The 19,009-nt window shown below is 71.0% G+C and carries 13 protein-coding genes and 1 other RNA gene; 10 read left to right on the forward strand and 4 right to left on the reverse strand.

Annotated elements, in window-relative coordinates:
- Positions 1-2 precede the first annotated feature (2 nt).
- Positions 3-1,010, reverse strand: a complete 1,008-nt coding sequence (locus QE374_RS13235) for an AAA family ATPase (RefSeq protein WP_396653335.1) — start codon at positions 1,008-1,010, stop codon at positions 3-5.
- A 110-nt stretch (positions 1,011-1,120) separates the two neighbouring features.
- On the opposite strand from QE374_RS13235, the gene ffs reads away from it, so the two are divergent.
- The 8 genes from ffs to recR all read left to right on the forward strand — a co-directional run bounded on the left by ffs (position 1,121) and on the right by recR (position 12,340).
- Positions 1,121-1,217: signal recognition particle sRNA small type (gene ffs / locus QE374_RS13240), an RNA gene on the forward strand.
- A 36-nt stretch (positions 1,218-1,253) separates the two neighbouring features.
- Positions 1,254-2,633 (forward strand): CoA transferase, encoded by a 1,380-nt coding sequence (locus QE374_RS13245; RefSeq protein WP_309735586.1) that lies wholly within the window; start codon positions 1,254-1,256, stop codon positions 2,631-2,633.
- A gap of 185 nt (positions 2,634-2,818) precedes the next feature.
- On the forward strand, positions 2,819-4,957 hold the full coding sequence (pta, locus tag QE374_RS13250) for a phosphate acetyltransferase (RefSeq protein ID WP_309735588.1): 2,139 nt from the start codon (positions 2,819-2,821) through the stop codon (positions 4,955-4,957).
- A 2-nt stretch (positions 4,958-4,959) separates the two neighbouring features.
- A complete protein-coding gene (locus QE374_RS13255; protein WP_309736710.1) occupies positions 4,960-6,180 on the forward strand; it encodes an acetate kinase in 1,221 nt (406 codons plus the stop codon).
- Between the two features lie 73 nt (positions 6,181-6,253).
- On the forward strand, positions 6,254-6,979 hold the full coding sequence (locus QE374_RS13260; protein ID WP_309735590.1) for a beta-phosphoglucomutase family hydrolase: 726 nt from the start codon (positions 6,254-6,256) through the stop codon (positions 6,977-6,979).
- 76 nt (positions 6,980-7,055) lie between these two features.
- On the forward strand, positions 7,056-9,581 hold the full coding sequence (locus QE374_RS13265; protein ID WP_309735592.1) for a glycosyl hydrolase family 65 protein: 2,526 nt from the start codon (positions 7,056-7,058) through the stop codon (positions 9,579-9,581).
- Between the two features lie 63 nt (positions 9,582-9,644).
- Entirely contained in the window at positions 9,645-11,747 is a 2,103-nt protein-coding gene (locus tag QE374_RS13270; protein WP_309735594.1) for a DNA polymerase III subunit gamma and tau, read from the forward strand.
- The gene (gene recR / locus QE374_RS13275; protein WP_137417744.1) at positions 11,747-12,340 is read left to right on the forward strand and encodes a recombination mediator RecR; all 594 of its coding nucleotides are present in this window, start codon (positions 11,747-11,749) and stop codon (positions 12,338-12,340) included. Before QE374_RS13270 ends, recR begins: the two co-directional genes overlap by 1 nt.
- A 10-nt stretch (positions 12,341-12,350) precedes the next feature.
- Here the strand turns inward: recR and QE374_RS13280 are convergent, their stop codons facing one another.
- Positions 12,351-13,706 (reverse strand): threonine/serine exporter family protein, encoded by a 1,356-nt coding sequence (locus tag QE374_RS13280; RefSeq protein WP_309735596.1) that lies wholly within the window; start codon positions 13,704-13,706, stop codon positions 12,351-12,353.
- A 239-nt stretch (positions 13,707-13,945) separates the two neighbouring features.
- On the opposite strand from QE374_RS13280, the gene QE374_RS13285 reads away from it, so the two are divergent.
- On the forward strand, positions 13,946-15,232 hold the full coding sequence (locus QE374_RS13285) for an aspartate kinase (RefSeq protein WP_309735598.1): 1,287 nt from the start codon (positions 13,946-13,948) through the stop codon (positions 15,230-15,232).
- Positions 15,233-15,238: 6 nt separating this feature from the next.
- On the opposite strand, the gene QE374_RS13290 is transcribed toward QE374_RS13285, so the two are convergent.
- Complete coding sequence (locus tag QE374_RS13290) at positions 15,239-16,528, reverse strand: tetratricopeptide repeat protein (protein ID WP_309735599.1); 1,290 nt, start codon at positions 16,526-16,528, stop codon at positions 15,239-15,241.
- On the reverse strand, positions 16,525-17,763 hold the full coding sequence (locus QE374_RS13295; RefSeq protein ID WP_309735601.1) for an ATP-binding protein: 1,239 nt from the start codon (positions 17,761-17,763) through the stop codon (positions 16,525-16,527). Before QE374_RS13295 ends, QE374_RS13290 begins: the two co-directional genes overlap by 4 nt.
- Before the next feature lie 157 nt (positions 17,764-17,920).
- Between QE374_RS13295 and QE374_RS13300 the strand changes: the two genes are divergently transcribed.
- Positions 17,921-18,991 (forward strand): aspartate-semialdehyde dehydrogenase, encoded by a 1,071-nt coding sequence (locus tag QE374_RS13300; RefSeq protein ID WP_309735603.1) that lies wholly within the window; start codon positions 17,921-17,923, stop codon positions 18,989-18,991.
- Positions 18,992-19,009: the final 18 nt, after the last annotated feature.

Genomic DNA, 19,009 nt, shown 5'->3' on the forward strand with positions numbered 1-19,009 from the left:
GCTCAGGCGCGCGCGGCGAGGGGAACGCGGACGCTGTCGATGATCCGCTCCAGGATCTTCGGCACCGAGTGCGAATCCGAGCCCCGGGTGCTGGAGGAGCGCGTCGCGATGATCCGGTGCGCGAAGACGGGCACGACGAGCGCCGCGATGTCGTCGGGGATGACGAACGCGCGCCCCTCGAGAGCCGCCCACACCTTCGCCGCCCGCACCAGTTGCAGGGTCGCCCGGGGGCTGGCTCCGAGGCGCACCTCCGGATGCGTGCGCGTTGCCTGGGCGAGGGCGACGGCGTACTCCTCGATGGCGGGAGCGACGTGGATGCGCCGCGCCCAGGCGATGAGCTCCAGCACCTGGTCCGCGTGCACGACGGGACGGATGTGGGACAGCGGGTTCTCGGTCTCGCGCTGGCGGAGCATGAGGGCCTCCGCCGCCGCATCCGGGTACCCCATCGAGATGCGCATCATGAAGCGGTCGCGCTGCGCCTCGGGCAGCGCGTACGTGCCCTCCATGTCGAGGGGGTTCTGCGTCGCGACCACGAGGAACGGATCCGGGAGGTGGTGGGCCTCGCCGTCGACCGTCACCTGGCGCTCCTCCATCGCCTCCAGCAGCGCGGACTGCGTCTTGGGGGAGGAGCGGTTGATCTCGTCGGCGATCACGATGTGCGCGAACACGGCGCCGCGCTTGAACTCGAACTCGCGGGCGACGGGATCGAACACCGACACGCCCGTCACGTCGCCGGGAAGCAGGTCCGGCGTGAACTGGATGCGGCGAACGGTCGCGTCGACGGATGCCGCCAGCGCGCGGGCGAGCATCGTCTTCCCGACGCCGGGGACGTCCTCGATGAGCAGGTGGCCCTCGGCGAGGAGGGCCACGAGGGCGCTGCGCACCGCATCGGGCTTGCCGTCGATGACGGTGGCGACGCTCTTGCCGATCGCGCGCGTCAAGCGGGTGAACCGCTCGGCGTCCATCGCGGAATCGACCTCGTCGGTGAGGACTCGTGCGGTATCGGTCATGCCGGATGCCTTCCCGTCGGCGCGATCGTGTCCCGATCGTAACGCGCGCCGCGGAGCGTGGGGCGGGGTATTCGCCGTGAGCGACGGCGTGCGGGCTGGGTTAGACTTGTGCCAGCTCTCCGCGAGGCGGCATCCAGGCCAACTCCCCCAGGACGGAAACGTAGCAAGGGTAACCAGGCTCTGCCGGGTTCGCGGAGAGTCTTTTCTTTTCCCGTCGAGGTGCCTCCAGCGTAGGGTGGCGCCGTGCACCGGGACACCCTGCAGGATGAGCTCCGCCGCATCCTCGGCGTCGCGGGCGACGTCCGGGTGAGCGGGGCCTCAGGCCTCGACGGCGCCCTGCCGGTCTCGACCCTCGCCACCACGGCGATGAGTGCGCTCGCCTCTGCCGTCGATGCGCTGCTTCGGGGCGCCGGCATCGAGCCTGGCGCAGAGGTGCGGGTCGACCGAGCCCTCGTGGACGCGTGGCTCGGCCGCCACATCCGACCCGTGCAGGGGTCGTTCCCCTCGCCGTGGGATCCCTTCTCCGGCGCATTCCCCACCGCCGACGGCTCGTGGATCCGCACGCACGCCAACGCGCCGCACCATCGGGCGGCCCTTCTGGTCGCACTGGCGCTGCCCGATGCGAAGTGCATCGACGAGCTGTCCGCCGCGATCGCCGTGCGCGGGGCCGAAGAGCTCGAGTCGGCGATCGTCGCGGCGGGCGGCGCGGCGGCGGCGCTGCGCACTCCGGCGGAGTGGATGCGGTCCGTGCCCGGCTCCGCCGTCGCCGCCGAACCCCTCATCGCCCGGATCGACACGGCGACGGCGCGCGCGGGTTCGACGTGGCGTCCCGAGCCGGACAGACCCCTCGCAGGGCTTCGGGTGCTCGATCTGACCCGCGTCATCGCCGGGCCCGCCGCCACGCAGGTGCTGGCGGGTCTCGGCGCTGAGGTGCTCCGCATCGATCCCGACACCTGGGACGAGCCCGCCGTGCTCCCGTACGTGATGGCCGGCAAACGTTCCGCCCGCCTGGACGCGACCGCACCCGCCGGACGGCGTGCGCTCACCGATCTGCTGGCGGCCGCCGACGTGCTCGTGCACGGCTACCGGGCGGGCGCCATCGACCATCTGGGGCTGGGCGAGGGCGAACGCCTGCGCCTGCGCCCCGGGCTCATCGAGGTCGGGGTTCGCGCGTACGGATGGAGCGGACCCTGGGCCGGTCGACGCGGATTCGATTCGCTCGTGCAGTTCTCGACCGGCATCGCCGACATCGGCAGGCGGCACGCGGATGCGGCGGCGCCCGTCTCGTTGCCCGTGCAGGCCCTCGACTGGACGACGGGGTACCTCGCGGCGGCCGCCGCCGTCTCCGGGCTGGCCCGCCGTCAGGTCTCGGGTCGCGGCAGCATGTGGCGACTGTCCCTCGCCCGCACCGCCCGGGCGCTCACCACGCTCTCGGGGGAGGGCGCCGCGTCCGCATCCGACTCCGTTCTCGGTGCCGATTCCGTGTTCGGTGCGCAGCGGCGGATCGAGACGACCGACGGCGCGCTTCTGCTCGCGCCGCCGCCGTTCCGGGTGGGCGAGGCGACCCTGCGCTTCGACCATGTCGCCACTCGCCTCGGAGGCGCCCCGCCCGCCTGGCTCTGACCCCCGCATCCCGCCCCGCCCGCGAGACTGCATTTCCGGCACGAGATCACTGTCATTACCCGTGATCTCGTGCGAAAGATGCAGTCTCGCGGGGAGTGAGTGGGGAGACAGGCTGCCGGGGGAGCGGATTTTATTCACGGACGCCTCATCTGGCTCCTCACATGAGGCGCGCCTAGGCTGATCGGGTGGCTCAGAGCATCCTCATCACGTCCGCGGAAGGTCATTCGGGAAAGTCCACGATCGCATTGGGAGTGCTCGAAGCGCTCAGCCATGCGACCGCGCGTGTGGGCGTCTTCCGTCCCATCGCCCGTTCGACGACGGAGCGCGACTACGTGCTGGAGATGCTGCTCGACCACGACGGCGTAGACCTCGCCTACGACGACTGCATCGGCGTCGGCTACGACGACATGCACGCCGACCCGGATGCGGCCCTCGCGCGCATCGTGGAGCGGTACAAGACCGTCGAGGCGCAGTGCGACGCGGTCGTCATCCTCGGCAGTGACTACACCGATGTGGGCAGCCCCGCCGAACTCGGATACAACGCCCGCATCGCCGCGAACCTCGGCGCCCCCGTGCTCCTGGTCGTCGGCGGTCGCGCCCAGCAGGGCCAGAGCGAGCAGCTCGGAACGAGCGATCCGCGCACGCCGGCCGACATCGCCCAGATCGCGAAGCTCTCGGTCGGCGAGCTGCGCCAGGCGCGTGCGGAGCTGTTCGCCGTGGTCGCCACCCGCGTCGACCCCGCCATGCTGGACGAGACAATCGAGGCCGTCCGCGACATCGTCCCCGCTGGCATCGAGGTGCCCGTGTGGGCGCTTCCCGAGGACCGCTTCCTGGTGGCCCCGACCGTCCGCGGCGTCATGCGCTCCGTCGACGGAACGCTCGTGAAGGGCGACGAGGAGCTGCTGACCCGCGAGGTCCTCGGCGTGATCGTCGCGGCCATGAGTCCCGCCAACGTGCTCCCGCGGCTCAGCGACGGGGCCGTCGTGGTCATCCCCGCCGATCGCACCGAGGTTCTGCTCGCGACCCTGCTCGCGCACGCGTCCGGCACCTTCCCGTCGCTGTCGGCGATCGTGCTCAACGGTCCGTTCCCGCTGCCGGCCGACATCGATCGCCTGATCGACGGCCTCGGCTCGCGGCTGCCGATCATCGCGACCGACCGCGACACCTACGACACATCCGTGCGCATCATGAACACGCGCGGCCGGCTGGCGGCCGACTCGCAGCGCTCCTACGACACCGCGCTCTCGCTGTTCGAGCGGCACGTCGACGGCGCCGAGCTGACGCGTCTGCTGGGGCTCGCCAAGCCCACCGTCGTCACCCCCCTCATGTTCGAGTACGGGCTCGTCGAACGGGCGCGCTCGAACCGCCGCCGCATCGTGCTGCCGGAGGGCGACGACGACCGCGTGCTGCGCGCCGCCGCCACCGTCCTCGCCCGCGGCATCGCCGACCTCATCATCCTCGGCGAGGAGGTCGAGGTCCGCTCGCGCGCTCTGGAGCTCGGCATCGACATCGCCGCGGCGCAGGTCATCAGCCCGTTCGATCCCGTCCTGGTGCAGAAGTTCGCCGAGGAGTACACGCGTCTTCGCGAGCACAAGGGCATGACGATGGCGCGCGCCGCGGACACCGTCACCGACGTCTCGTACTTCGGCACGCTCATGGTGCACCTCGGCCTCGCCGACGGGATGGTCTCGGGCGCCGCGCACACGACGGCCCACACCATCCGGCCGGCCTTCGAGATCATCAAGACGCGTCCCGGTGTCGGCGTCGTCTCCAGCGTCTTCCTCATGGCGCTCGCCGATCGCGTGCTGGTCTACGGCGACTGCGCGGTCATCCCCGACCCGACGGCGCCGCAGCTGGCCGACATCGCCGTCTCCTCCGCCGAGACCGCCGACCGCTTCGGCATCGAGCCGCGCGTGGCCATGCTCTCCTACTCGACCGGCGAATCCGGCTCCGGAGCGGATGTGGAGAAGGTGCGCGAGGCGACCGTCATCGTGCGGGAGCGCGCGCCCGAGCTCCCGGTGGAGGGGCCCATCCAGTACGACGCGGCCGCGGATGCCGCCGTCGCCTCCAAGAAGATGCCGGGCTCGCCCGTCGCCGGTCGCGCCACGGTCTTCGTCTTCCCCGACCTCAACACCGGCAACAACACCTACAAGGCCGTGCAGCGCTCGGCCGGGGCGATCGCGATCGGCCCCGTCCTGCAGGGTCTGAACAAGCCCATCAACGACCTGTCGCGCGGCGCGCTGGTCGAGGACATCGTCAACACCATCGCGATCACCGCGATCCAGGCTCAGGGCGATGAGCCCGCATCCGAAGGGAAGGCATGAACGTGAGCGTCGTTCTCGTCATCAACAGTGGCTCGTCCTCGTTCAAGTACCAGCTGCTGGACGTCGAGACCGAGACGGCGCTGGCGTCCGGGCTCGTCGAGCGCATCGGCGAGGGCATGGGAGCAGCCAGCCACAAGGTGCACTTCACCGGGGTGGGAGCCGCAGCGGTCGATGCGACCTACACGCAGGAGCTGCCGATCCCCGACCACGCCGTCGGCTTCCAGGTGATGCTCGACGCCTTCGCCGAGCACGGTCCGTCGCTCACCGAGAACGCCCCGGTCGCCGTCGGGCACCGCGTCGTCCAAGGCGGCGCGCGCTTCTTCCAGCCCACGCTCATCACCGACCTCGTCGAGATCAACATCGATGAGCTCTCGGTGCTGGCGCCGTTGCACAACCCCGGGGCGGTGCAGGGGATCCGTGCGGCGCGCGCGGCCTTCGGCGACCTGCCCCACGTCGCGGTCTTCGACACGGCCTTCCACCAGACGCTGCCGCCCGCCGCCTACACGTACGCCATCGATCGCGCCATCGCGCGCAAGCACCGCATCCGCCGGTACGGGTTCCACGGCACGAGCCACAAGTTCGTCTCGGAGTCCGTGGCCCAGTACCTCGACCGCCCGCTGCGCAGTCTCAAGCAGATCGTGCTCCACCTCGGCAACGGCGCGTCGATCACCGCCATCGACGGTGGGCATTCGGTCGAGACGTCAATGGGGCTCACCCCGCTCGAGGGGCTCGTGATGGGCACCCGCTCGGGCGATCTGGACCCGTCGATCCTGCTCGTGCTGGCTCGACGCGAAGAGATGTCCCCGGCAGAGCTCGACGCGTTCCTGAACAAGAGCAGCGGGATGCTGGGGCTCGCCGGCGTCTCGGACATGCGCGACATCGAGGACCGCCGCGAGGCCGGTGACGGACCCGCGTCGCTCGCCTTCGACGTGTACATCCATCGCCTGCGCGCCTACATCGGCTCCTACATCGCGCAGCTCGGCGGCGTCGACGTGATCTCGTTCACGGCGGGCGTCGGCGAGAACTCTCCCCTCATCCGCGCCGCGGCGCTGGAGACGCTCGGTTTCCTCGGCGTCGAGCTGGATGCGGCCGCCAACGAGGAGCGACGCAAGGGCATCCGGACCATCTCCACCCCGGACTCGTCGGTGACCGTGCTCGTGGTGCCCACGAACGAGGAGCTGGAGATCGCGCGGCAGGCGCTCGCCGTCGCCCGCGTCGCCTGAGCCCGCGACACCGACGCGTAACCTGCCGCGACTACGCTGGGTGCGCCCGGTCGAGCGCAACTTTGGAGGCTTCGTGACCGACCTGCCCGATCTGTCTTCCTACGACGCCGTGCTCTTCGACCTCGACGGGGTGCTCACCCCGACGGCCGAGGTGCACATGCACGCCTGGCAGACGATGTTCGAGGAGCTGTTCGCGGCGTGGGGCATCACCCCGCCCTACACGGAGCAGGACTACTTCCTGCATCTGGACGGCAAGAAGCGTTATGACGGCGTCGCGAGCCTGCTGCGCTCGCGCGACGTCGAGGTGCCGTGGGGCGAGCCAGACGACGATCCCTCCGAGGACACCGTGTGCGGCATCGGCAACCGGAAGAACGAGGTCTTCGCCAGGGTGCTGCGCAGTGAGGGGATCGCGCCGTACCCCGGCTCCCTGCGCCTGGTCGATCAGCTCCGCGAGCGGGGCGTGCCCGTCGCCGTGGTCTCCAGCTCCAAGAACGCGGAAGAGGTGCTCGCCGCCGCGGGCATCCGCGACCGGTTCGCCGTCGTGATGGACGGCGTGGTCGCCGAGCGCGAGAACCTCGCGTCCAAGCCCGCGCCCGACGTGTTCCTCGGCGGTGCGCGGATGCTGGGGGTCGCTCCCGCCCGCAGCGCCGCCGTCGAAGACGCGCTGAGCGGCGCCGCGTCCGCCCAGGCTGCGGGTTACGCCCTCGTCGTGGGCGTCGATCGCGGCGTCGGCGCCGAGGCGCTGCGCGCCGCCGGTGCGGATGTGGTCGTCGACGACCTCGCCGCCTTCGTAGACTGAGCCGGTTCTGTCGCGATACCCGATCGCACCTCCCTCACCCGAATCCCCGGCCGTGTCATCGGCGGAAGGCATGTTCATGATCGATAGAGACCGATTCCCGGTCGACCCGTGGCGACTCGTCGAGCGCTCGTTCGACATCGACGAGGCGGGCGTCACCGAGACGCTGTTCACCGTGGGCAACGGATATCTGGGGCTGCGGGGGAACCAGCCCGAAGGGCGCTTCGGCCACGAGCAGGGAACCTTCATCAACGGCTTCCACGAGGTGTTCCCGATCCGTCACGCCGAGCAGGCGTACGGGTTCGCCGAAGTCGGCCAGACGATCATCAACGCCCCCGACGCCAAGGTCATGCGCGTCTACGTCGACGACGAGCCGCTCTCGTTCGATCTCGCCGAGATCCTCGAGTACGAGCGCATCCTCGACCTGCGCGATGGGGTCCTGCGTCGCCACCTGCTCTGGCGTACGCCCTCCGGCAAAGAGGTGCGCATCGACTTCGAGCGCATGGTGTCGTTCGAGGAGAAGCACCTCGCGCTGATGAGCATCGAGGTCACGGTGCTCAACGCCGACGCCCCCGTGACCATCAGCTGCCAGCTCGTGAACCGCCAGGACGGCGAGGACGTGTACGGCGGCCGCCCCGCGAGCAAGCTCAAAGCCGGCTTCGACCCGCGCCGCGCCGAGCGCATCGAGGAGCGGGTGCTGCAGCCGCAGGAGTTCTGGCAGGACGGCGCGCGCTCCGTGCTCAGCTACAAGGTGACGCACTCGGAGATGACCCTCGCCGTCGCGGCCGACCACATCGTCGAGACGGCGAACGAGTACACGGCGCGCACCCTCATCCAGCCCGACATCGCCAAGAACGTGTTCCGCGTGCAGGCGAAGGCCGGTGTTCCCGTCAAGGTCACCAAGCTCGTGAGCTACCACACCTCGCGCGGCGTGCCTGCGGCCGAGCTCGTCGACCGGTGCCGCCGCACCCTCGACCGCGCCCGCCAGGAGGGCGTGGCGACGCAGTACGCCGTGCAGCGGGCCTGGCTCGACGCCTTCTGGGACCGCTCCGACGTGCGCATCGCCGGTCACGACGACCTGCAGCAGGCCACGCGCTGGTGCCTCTTCCAGCTCGCACAGGCCGCGGCTCGCGCCGACGGGCTGGGGGTGCCCGCCAAGGGTGTCTCGGGCTCCGGATACAGCGGGCACTACTTCTGGGACACCGAGGTGTACGTGCTGCCCTTCCTCACGTACACGAGCCCGCACTGGGCGCGCAACGCCCTGCGGATGCGGGTGCACATGCTCCCCGACGCCCGTCGTCGCGCGTTCCAGCTCAACGAGGCGGGCGCGCTGTTCCCGTGGCGCACGATCAACGGCGAGGAGGCCTCGGCCTACTACGCCGCCGGAACCGCGCAGTACCACATCAACGCCGACGTGAGTTTCGCGCTCGCCAAGTACGTGCGCGCCACCGGCGACGTCGACTTCCTCTACCGCGAGGCGGTCGACATCGCGGTCGAGACCGCGCGGCTGTGGAACTCGCTCGGGTTCTGGCGCGACGAGGTCGACGGTGCGGACTCGTTCCACATCCACGGCGTCACCGGTCCCGACGAGTACACGACGGTCGTCAACGACAACCTCTTCACGAACGTCATGGCGCGCTTCAACCTGCGCTTCGCAGCCCGCACCGTGCGCGAGATGGAGCTCGCCGCTCCCGAGGCGTACCGCCTCATGGCCGACCGGCTGGGACTGGACCCGGAGGAGCCGGAGATCTGGGAGAAGGCGGCCGATGCGATGCACATCCCCTTCAGCCCGGCGCTCGGCATCCATCCGCAGGACGCCGTGTTCCTCGAGCGCGAGGTGTGGGACCTGGAGAACACCCCCGACGAGCAGCGTCCGCTGCTGCTGCACTTCCACCCGCTCGTGATCTACCGCTACCAGGTGCTGAAGCAGGCGGATGTGGTGCTCGCGCTGTTCCTGCAGGGCAACCACTTCACCGAGGCGGAGAAGCTCGCCGACTTCCAGTACTACGACCCGCTGACCACCGGCGACTCGACCCTGTCGGGCGTCGTGCAGTCGATCCTGGCGGCGGAGGTCGGCTACCAGGACCTCGCGCTGGAGTACTTCCTGGACTCGATCTTCGTGGACCTCGCCGACCTCCACAACAACGCGGCGGACGGTGTGCACGTCGCCTCCGCGGGCGGCGTGTGGGCGTCGCTGGTCTCCGGCTTCGGCGGGATGCGCGACCACTACGGCGAGCTCACGTTCGACCCGCGGCTGCCCGCCGCGTGGCCCGAGCTCTCCTACGCGCTCACGTGGCACGCGTCGCACCTGGACATCACGCTGCGCCGTGAGGAGATGATCGTGCGCAACCGCGCCGGGGGAGAGGACGTCGCCTTCTCCGTGCGCGGTACCGCCTACACGATCTCCCCCGACGAGGAGCTCGTCGTGCCGCTGGCCACGCAGGGTCCCGTGCGCGCAGGGCGGCCGACGCTGCAGATGTTCGCGGATGTGAGGCTCGAGGACGGCACGCTGCTGTCGGCATCCGTGCCCACGCTCACCGCTTCGCTGCCCGTCGTGACCGGGCCCACGCTCATCGGCGACGACCAGGCGCACTTCGATGCCTGACCCGACGTCGCGGCGGGCGAACGCACCCGCCGCGACGTCGGTGGCACGCCGTAGGCTACTGGGGTGACCACAGCCCTCTACCGCCGGTACCGTCCCGAGGCGTTCGGTGAGATGATCGGGCAGTCCCAGGTGACCGACCCGCTCATGACGGCCCTGCGCGGCGACCGCATCGGCCACGCCTACCTCTTCTCCGGCCCCCGCGGATGCGGCAAGACGACGAGCGCCCGCATCCTCGCGCGCTGCCTGAACTGCGCCGAGGGTCCCACCGACACCCCGTGCGGCACGTGCGACAGCTGTGTCGAGCTCGGCCGCGGCGGCGGCGGATCCCTCGACGTCGTCGAGATCGACGCGGCCAGCCACAACGGTGTCGATGACGCGCGCGATCTGCGCGAGCGGGCGATCTTCGCCCCGGCTCGCGACCGGTTCAAGATCTTCATCCTCGACGAGGCGCACATGGTCACCCCGCAGGGGTTCAACGCGCTGCTGAAGCTCGTCGAGGAGCCGCCCGCGCACGTCAAGTTCATCTTCGCCACGACCGAGCCCGAGAAGGTCATCGGCACCATCCGCTCGCGCACCCACCACTATCCGTTCCGGCTGGTTCCGCCCGCGGCGATGCTCGAGTACGTGCAGCACATGTGCGAGACCGAGGGCGTCTCGGTCGAGCCCGGGGTGCTGCCGCTGGTCGTCCGCGCGGGCGGCGGGTCGCCGCGAGACACGCTGTCGCTGCTCGACCAGCTCATCGCCGGATCCGAGAATGCGGCGATCGGCTACGAGCGTGCGGTCGCCCTCCTGGGCTACACGCACGCCGAACTGCTCGACGAGGTCGTCACCGCCTTCGGCGACCTCGACGCCGCCTCCGCGTTCGCCGCCGTCGACCGGGTCGTTCAGACCGGGCAGGACCCGCGGCGTTTCGTCGAAGACCTGCTCGAGCGTCTTCGCGATCTCATCGTCATCGCCGCCACCGGTGCGGGTGCGTCCGCCGTGCTGCGCGGCATCCCGTCCGACGAGCTCGAGCGCATGTCGCGTCAGGCCGAGATCATCGGCACCGCGCGCCTCTCGCGCACCGCCGACATCGTCGTGGCCGCCCTCGACGAGATGTCGGGAGCCACCTCGCCGCGCCTCCAGCTGGAGCTCATGGTCGCCCGGGTCCTCGCGAACGCTCCCACCGTCGGTGCGGCTCCCGCCGCCCCCGCGGCGGCGCGTCCCGCCTCGGCTGCCCCGGCCGTCGCCCCCCGCGCGGCCGAGCCCGCGGCCGTGCCGGTTCCGCCGGCGCCCGTGCCGGTCGCAGAGCCCGCCCCCGCCCCGTCCGCGCCTGAGACGCCTGCTCCGTCCGCCCCCGTCGCCGAGTCGGCGCCGCAGGCCGCGCCCGCGGTCGACGTTCCTGCGGGCCCCGTCACGGTGCAACGACTGCGTGACGCGTGGCCCGAGGTCCTCGGCCGCCTCGAGACCATCAGCCGCAGCTCGTGGCTGATCGCGACGGCGGCTCGCGTCGCGGCGCTCGAGGGCGACATCCTCACCCTCAGCTTCCGAAGCCAGAGCGACATCGCTGCGTTCAAGAAGCGCACGGCGGGTGCCGGACCCAGCGAAGATCTCCGCCAGGCGATCCAGGGCGTGCTGGGCATCCGGGTCAAGTACATCGCGCGCCACGACCAGGACACCGACCCCGCCCCGTCCTCGGATGCGGCTCCCGCCGCGCCGTCCGCGCCGCCGCGCGCGGAACCGCCCGCTGCGCCGGCCGAGCGCCCGGGTCCTGCTCGTGCGTCTTCCGCGGCTCCGGTCACCGAGTGGGCCGTGGCACCGATCCCCGCCTCGGATGCGGGGGAGTCGCCCGCGGCGCCCGTCGCCCAGCTGGCCGTCGACGAGGAGCCCGAAGACGCCCAGGCGTCCGCGACGCGCACGCTGACGGTGGCGCCGCCCGCGGGGGCCGTGCTGCCCGCCGCCGAGGTCGCGACCTCGTTCGAGCCGGAAGAGCCGGTCGATCCGGCGGACGAAGAGATGTACCCGACGGATGTGGCGGCCATCCCGCCCGTCGTCCCGCCGCCCGCGCCCGCGCGCTCCGCGCCGGCCGACGGCATCCAGCGCTACGGCGAGGCCGTGGTGCGCCAGGTGCTCGACGCCCGCTTCGTGCGTGAAGAGCCCTACCAGCAGCCGACGAGGTTCTCCTGATGTACGACGGCATCGTCCAGAACCTGATCGACGAGTTCGGCCGTCTGCCGGGGATCGGCCCGAAGTCCGCGCAGCGGATCACGTTCCACATCCTGCAGACGCCGAACTTCGACGTCTCCCAGCTCGCGCAGCTCCTCGTCGAGGTGCGCGAGAAGGTGCGCTTCTGCGAGATCTGCGGCAACGTGTCCGAGCAGGACCGCTGCGCGATCTGTCGGGATCCGCGACGCAACGAGACGCTCATCTGCGTCGTCGAAGACGCGAAGGACGTCGCGGCGATCGAACGCACCCGCGAGTTCCGCGGGCTCTACCACGTGCTCGGCGGTGCCATCAGCCCGATCGCGGGCGTCGGTCCCGACGACCTGCGCATCACGCAGCTCATGCAGCGCCTTGCCGACGGCACGGTGCAGGAGGTGATCCTCGCCACCAACCCGAACCTGGAGGGCGAGGCGACCGCGACCTACCTGAGCCGTCTGCTCACGACACTGTCGATCCGCGTGACCCGGCTCGCCTCCGGCCTGCCCGTCGGCGGCGACCTGGAGTACGCCGACGAGGTGACGCTCGGACGGGCCTTCGAGGGCCGCCGCGCCATTTGAGCGACCGGCGTCAGCCGCTGCGTCCTGGCCCGTCGTAGCGTCGCAGCCTCGCGCGCGAGCGGGTCACACCCGACAGCGACGCCCGCACGGGCTGCCCGAGGTACAGGCCCAGTGACGCGCCGACGGCGAGGCTGATCCCGATGACGGCCGCGTTCACGAGCGTCGCGAACCCGGTCATCATCACCGCGGTGTCGCCCGCGGACTCGACGACACCGAGAAGCCCGCGGAACACCGCGGCGCCCGGCACCATCGGCAGGATCGCCGCCGTCGTCACCGCCACCGACGGAACGTGGAGACGGAAGGCGATCACGATGCCCACGAAGCTCGCCACGAAGGCTCCGATGCCGCTCGCCGCGGCGACCTCCAGTCCCGCTGCGGAAGCGGCCGTGTAGCCGCCCCACGCGACCAGGCTCAGCAGCGCGCTCACGGCGACCACGCGTCCGCCGGCGCCGTTGAAGACGGCGACCGCGATCGCGATGATCGACGCGCCGACGAACTGCATGACCGGCGGCCCGAGCGGCAGGGCCGTGTCGGGCGGCTCCATCGCGAGTCCCATCACCCGCACGGTCTCGAGCCCCGCGAGGATGCCGATCACGACGCCGATCGTCTGCGTGACGAGCTCCAGGATGCGGCCGGTGGCCGTCAGGGCGAAGCCGTCGATCGCGTCCTGCGCCGCTCCGACCACGGTGAGGCCCGCGAGCATGAGCACGATCCCGGCGGCCACGATGACAGAGGGGCGGATGTCGTCCGCGCCGGGGACGCCGAGCACCGCGAGAAAGCGGCTCATCGCCGCGATGACGGTGAGTACGAAGGCGCCGGCGACCTGGCTGAAGAAGTACGGCACGCGCGCCTTCGCGAGGGCGAACTGCGTGAGGGCGGCGCAGGCCGCCCCGGTGAACGCGAGTGCGATGAGCAGCCAGTTGGCGCCGAACATGACCGCGACACCGACCGCCAGTGCGCCCTGGGCCGTGATGACGGCGGCGGGCGGATAGCGGAACGGCGCGCGTCGGATGCGGCGCGCCGCCGTCTGTGCGTCATCCAGGCCCATTCCGGCGGAGATGTCGGCAAGGAGCGCCTGCAGCCGCATCAGCCGATCGTGGTCGGGGGTGCTGCCGCGCACGACGCGCAGGAGCGTGATTGGGCGGGCGGCGCCCGAGCGGTGGTAGGCCGCGGTGATCGAGTTGTACGTGACGTCCACGTGCACCGGTGTCAGGCCGTACACCTCGCACACGCGCACGATCGTCAGGGTGACCTCGCTCGCGGGAGCGCCCGCGACGAGCATCGTCTCGCCCATCCGTACCGCGAGATCCAGGATGCGGACGCTGAGGGCGTCGTCGACGACGGGGAGGAGATCCGTCGTGTCCACGGGCGGTTCCACGCGTCGGCGGGCGGGCCTGAAGAACCTCGGCAGGGCGGGGCGGGGGGACATCGAGTGCGTCGGCCTCCGTGTCAGCGGTGTCCTCTCGAGCGTAACCGGCGAGCTCTGAGCCCGCCGTCACATGGCGGGGATGGAATGCCGGGCTGCCTAAGATGGAGCGTTGGACGCCGCATCCGAGCGTTCCATCGTCGTCGCGCCGGACACGGCGCATCCCCGGGAGCAGCACAGTGGCGTTGATCGTCCAGAAGTACGGCGGGTCGTCGGTCGCCGACGCCGAGAGCATCAAGCGCGTCGCGAAGCGCATCGTCGACACCCGTCGCGCCGGCCACGACGTCGTCGTGGCCGTCAGCGCGATGGGCGACACGACCGACGAGCTCCTCGACCTGGCGAACGAGGTGGCACCGATCCCCGCCCCCCGCGAGCTCGACATGCTGCTCTCCTCGGGCGAGCGCATCTCGATGGCGCTGCTGGCCATGGCGATCCACTCCATGGGCTTCGAGGCGCGCTCGTTCACCGGCAGCCAGGCCGGCATGATCACCGATGCCAAGCACGGCGCGGCCCGCATCGTCGATGTGACCCCGGTGCGCCTGCGCGAAGCGCTGGACGAGGGGGCGATCGTCATCGTCGCCGGATTCCAGGGCTTCAACCGCGACACCCGCGACATCACGACCCTCGGCCGCGGCGGCTCCGACACCACAGCCGTCGCGCTGGCCGCAGCCCTGGGCGCCGACGTCTGCGAGATCTACAGCGACGTCGACGGCATCTTCACCGCAGACCCCCGTGTCGTCCCGCGCGCGAGGAAGCTCCCCGTCGTCTCGACGGAGGAGATGCTGGAACTCGCCGCCAACGGCGCGAAGGTGCTGTACATCCGCGCGGTCGAGTACGCGCGCCGTCACGGCGTCGTCATCCATGCGCGGTCGACCTTCAGTTCGAGCGAGGGCACCTACGTGCTCGACGCGCAGCAGCGTTCCGCCTACATCCCCGAGGGAGAAGCCATGGAAGAGCCGATCGTCGCCGGCGTCGCCACCGACCTCAGCCAGGCCAAGATCACCGTCATCGGTGTTCCGGACGTGCCCGGCAAGGCCGCGGAGATCTTCAAGATCGTCGCCAAGTCCGGTGCCAACGTCGACATGATCGTGCAGAACGTGTCGGCTGCAGCGACCGCCCGCACCGACATCTCCTTCACTCTGCCCAAATCGGATGCCGCCGCCGCGCTGAAGGCTCTGGCGGCCGACCAGCTGGATGTCGGCTTCGAGGCGCTCGTGCACGACGACCAGATCGGCAAACTGTCTGTCGTGGGTGCGGGTATGCGCACGAACTCGGGAGTCAGCGCGACCCTGTTCGAAGCGCTGAGCACGGCGGGCATCAACATCGAGATGATCTCCACCTCGGAGATCCGCATCTCGGTCGTGCTGCGTGCCGACGACATCGCGGAGGCTGCGCGGGTCGTGCACACGGCCTACGGCCTCGACGGCGAGGGCGACGCGGTCGTCTACGCCGGCAGCGGGCGCTGATCGGGCTTACGCCCGCTGCGACGACGGCGCCTGCCGCCGTCGGTCCGGCAGCCGGTTCCAGAACGGCTCCGGCAGCCGCTGTCCCGACAGCCCCCACGCGATGATGTAGAGCACCGCCCCCGCCAGGAACAGTGCGAGCAGCACGACGCCGACTACAGCGCCCGGTGCCAGTGCGAGATAGAGCAGCGGCGCGAGCGCGCGGCCCCGGCGGTAGGTCACTCTCGCCACGAGCGCGAGGGCCGCCACGAGGACCGCTGCCGTGTACGCGCTCAAGGCGCCTCCCACCACGATGATCGTGCCGGTCGGATCACCCGCGAGCGCGCCCATCAGGATCCCGATGCCGCTCAGCACGAGGGCTCCTGCGAGGTAGATCGAGGAGAAGAGCACGATCGGCCCCTCGGTCAGTCGCGAGCGCACGATCGGCTCGAACAGCGAGCCCAGCCGTCGGCGCAGGCGGCTCGTCCACAGCGCGAGAAGTCCCAGCGACGTCACCCACACGCAGATCTGCGCCACGACGCCGGCGACGGCGGGAGTGGTGGTCTCGATACGCCAGCCGAACAGGCCCGCTCCGAGCGCGCAGAGCACGAGGATCAGGGCGCTCGCGACCGCGATGATCGCCAGCGGCGGCAGGAGCAGGCGCGTGCTCGCCATCTCGAACGCCGCTTCCGTGTCGGTGTCCTGCGGCGACTCGCCCAGCATCCGGGCGAGCTGGATCGCTGCATCCGCGTCATCCGATCCGCGGTTGATCGCGGGCCAGAGGCGCCGGCCCCACGGATGCGTCGGATCGATCGCCAATGCCGCGCGCACGTGCGTCTCGGCCTCTCGGCGTCGCCCCGCGCGCACGAGGGCGGCGGCCAGCTGCGCGTGGAGGTCGGGGTCATCGGGTTGCTGGCGCAGCGCCGCCTCGAGCGCCTCGATCGCGTCGTTCGCCCGACCACATCCGAGCATGACCTCGGCGTACACCGAGAGCGCCCAGGGAGTCTCGCCGGACAGTCGCCGCACGGCGTCCGCGCCCTCGGTGGCGTCATCCCAGCGGTGCAGGTCCAGCGCTGTGAGCGCCGCCAGACGCCAGGCCCATGACTCGTCCGGGTAGAGGGCCACGGCCTGACGGGCGAGGTCGTCCGCCTCGTCGACCCGCTGGAGCAGCCGCAGGCACTCGGCGCTGATCCGCAGGGCCGGCGCCGACTCCGGCTGCTGGGCGAGCTCGCGCCCCGCCTCGCGGAGCGCCTGATCGTGACGGCCGAGGTCGAGGAGCGTCTGCGCGCGCGCCAGCGCCGTGTCGGACGCCTCGCTCATCGCCGCCCGCTCTGACGCAGATACTCGCGCAGCTGGGCGAACGTTCCGTCATCCTCCCCGAAACGGACCACGTTGCGTGCCGACTCGAGCCAGGGCCCCGTGGACGGCGTGATCTGTGCGACGCTCTGCCGGAGGTCTGACATCCCGATCAGGCGCGGCACACCGCTCCTACTGCTCTCCAGCAGCGCGTTCTCGCTCGCCAGCTCGCAGACGTAGGCCAGATCGGCGCCGCTGAAGCCCTCGGTGCCGGCGGCGAGGGAGGCGAGGTCGACGCCCTCGACAGGGCGCCCCGCGAGGTGGTGTCGCAGGATCGCCTGGCGCGCCTCGGCGTCCGGCGGCAGGACGAGCAGCGTGCGGTCGAGCCTGCCCGGGCGGCGAAGCGCCGGGTCCACATCCCACGGCTGGTTGGTCGCGGCGAGCACGAACACGCCTTCGTTGTCGTTTCCGAGACCGTCCAGCTCTTCCAGGAGCGAGACGACGACCCCGCGCATCCCGCTCTGGCGGGCGAGAGATCGGCGCTGTCCGATCGCATCGATTTCGTCGATGAAGAGCACGGTGGGCGCCTGCCTGCGGGCGAGCCGGAACAGCTCCCGCACGTTGCGCTCGCTGTCGCCCATGAACTGACCGAGGATGTCGCTGAGCCCGACGCTCACGAACGCGGCGCCGAGCTCGCCGGCCACGGCGCGGGCCAGGAACGTCTTTCCGCAGCCCGGTGGGCCGTACATCAGAAGCCCGCCGCGCAGGCTCTTGCCGTACAGGGCGCGCAGTTCGGGGTTGCGCAGCGGGGCCAGGAAGGCGGACTCGAGGCGCTCCTTGACCTCCCGCATCCCCCCGACGTCGGACAGCGTCACCGTCGGCCGCTGCACGTCGTGCTCGTCGAATGCGGGTGCGCCGTCGCCGACGAACATCGGCTGGGCGATGTGGTCGAGCTCGGCCTCCGCCGCCGACCAGTCGAATCCGGTGCCGCTCGTCGTCGGGATCCGGGCCTGCGAGTCGGATGCGGCGGACACCGGCGCGGTCGCCTCGGGAGCTGCAGGGGTCTGAAGGATGCGGGCGAGCATCTCGCGCGCGCGTGCGTTGCCCGGATCGGCGGCGAGAACCGTGCTCGCCTCGGCCAGCGCGCGCTCGGTGTGCCCCCGATCCAGCAGCACCGTCGCCAGGTGCAGCCGCAGCTCCGCGTCCGCGGGCGCCGCAGCGACCGCACGTGCGAGAGCGTCGATGACCGGATCCTCCACGGCATCCCCTTCCGTCCCTCGCCATTGTCTGCCACGGTGCGCCGTCACGCAGCGCTTTCCCCAGGGATTCTTAGCCCCTGCCGCACGGTAGAATCGGGCAACCCTGCGCCCGTCTCCGTTCGATGCGGCGCGCCCCGCGACCTCCCGAGGAACAGACATGACCCGCATCTCCGAATCCGGACTCTCCGTCGCCGTCGTCGGCGCCACCGGTCAGGTCGGCACCGTCATGCGGGAGATTCTCGCGGAACGCTCCTTCCCGATCGGCGAGCTGCGCCTGTTCTCTACGGCGCGCTCGGCCGGCACCGCCGTCGAGTTCGGTGGTCAGACGGTCATCGTCGAGGACGTCGCCACGGCCGACCCCGCCGGCATCGACATCGCCCTCTTCTCCGCGGGCGCCACCGGCAGCCGTGCGCACGCGCCGCGGTTCGCCGCGGCTGGCGCCGTCGTCATCGACAACTCGAGCGCCTGGCGCAACGACCCCGAGGTCCCGCTCGTGGTCAGCGAGGTCAACCCGCACGCGATCGACGAGCGCCCCAAGGGCATCATCGCCAACCCGAACTGCACCACGATGGCCGCCATGCCCGTGCTGAAGGTCCTCGACGCCGAGGCAGGCCTCGAGCGGCTCATCGTCAGCACGTATCAGGCCGTGTCCGGGTCGGGGCTGGCCGGCGCCCAGGAGCTGCTCGGACAGGTCGAGGGCGTCCTCGCCCAGGGCGACACCCTGCGTCTCGTGCACGACGGGTCGGCGGTCGACTTCCCGCAGCCGGAGAAGTACATCGCGCCCATCGCGTTCGACGTGATCCCTTTCGCCGGCAACCTGGTCGACGACGGTGACAACGAGACCGACGAGGAGAAGAAGCTCCGCAACGAGAGCCGCAAGATCCTAGAGCTGCCCGAGCTGCGGGTCGCGGGCACCTGCGTGCGCGTCCCCGTCTTCACGGGGCACTCGTTGTCGATCAACGTCGAGTTCGCTCGTGACATCACCCCCGAGCGTGCCCGCGAGCTGCTCGCCGCAGCCCCCGGCGTCGCGCTGGAGGAGGTCCCCACGCCGCTGCAGGCCGCAGGCAGCGACCCCAGCTACGTCGGTCGTATCCGGCGCGACCAGTCGGCGCCCGAGGGCAAGGGTCTCGTGCTGTTCATCAGCAACGACAACCTCCGCAAGGGTGCCGCGCTCAACGCGGTGCAGATCGCCGAGATCGTCGCCGCCCGCCTGGGCGTCACCGCCTGAGTCGCCCCTGCGGCAAGA

The organism is Microbacterium sp. SORGH_AS_0428 (assembly GCF_031453615.1).
Lineage (GTDB): Bacteria > Actinomycetota > Actinomycetes > Actinomycetales > Microbacteriaceae > Microbacterium.

What these genes read in the sequence shown, in the direction of transcription:
- QE374_RS13235 (WP_396653335.1), bottom strand. Translation starts at nt 1,010, where the DNA reads ATGACCGATACCGCACGAGTCCTCACCGACGAGGTCGATTCCGCGATG.
- QE374_RS13265 (WP_309735592.1), top strand. Translation starts at nt 7,056, where the DNA reads ATGATCGATAGAGACCGATTCCCGGTCGACCCGTGGCGACTCGTCGAG.
- recR (WP_137417744.1), top strand. Translation starts at nt 11,747, where the DNA reads ATGTACGACGGCATCGTCCAGAACCTGATCGACGAGTTCGGCCGTCTG.
- QE374_RS13290 (WP_309735599.1), bottom strand. Translation starts at nt 16,528, where the DNA reads ATGAGCGAGGCGTCCGACACGGCGCTGGCGCGCGCGCAGACGCTCCTC.
- QE374_RS13300 (WP_309735603.1), top strand. Translation starts at nt 17,921, where the DNA reads ATGACCCGCATCTCCGAATCCGGACTCTCCGTCGCCGTCGTCGGCGCC.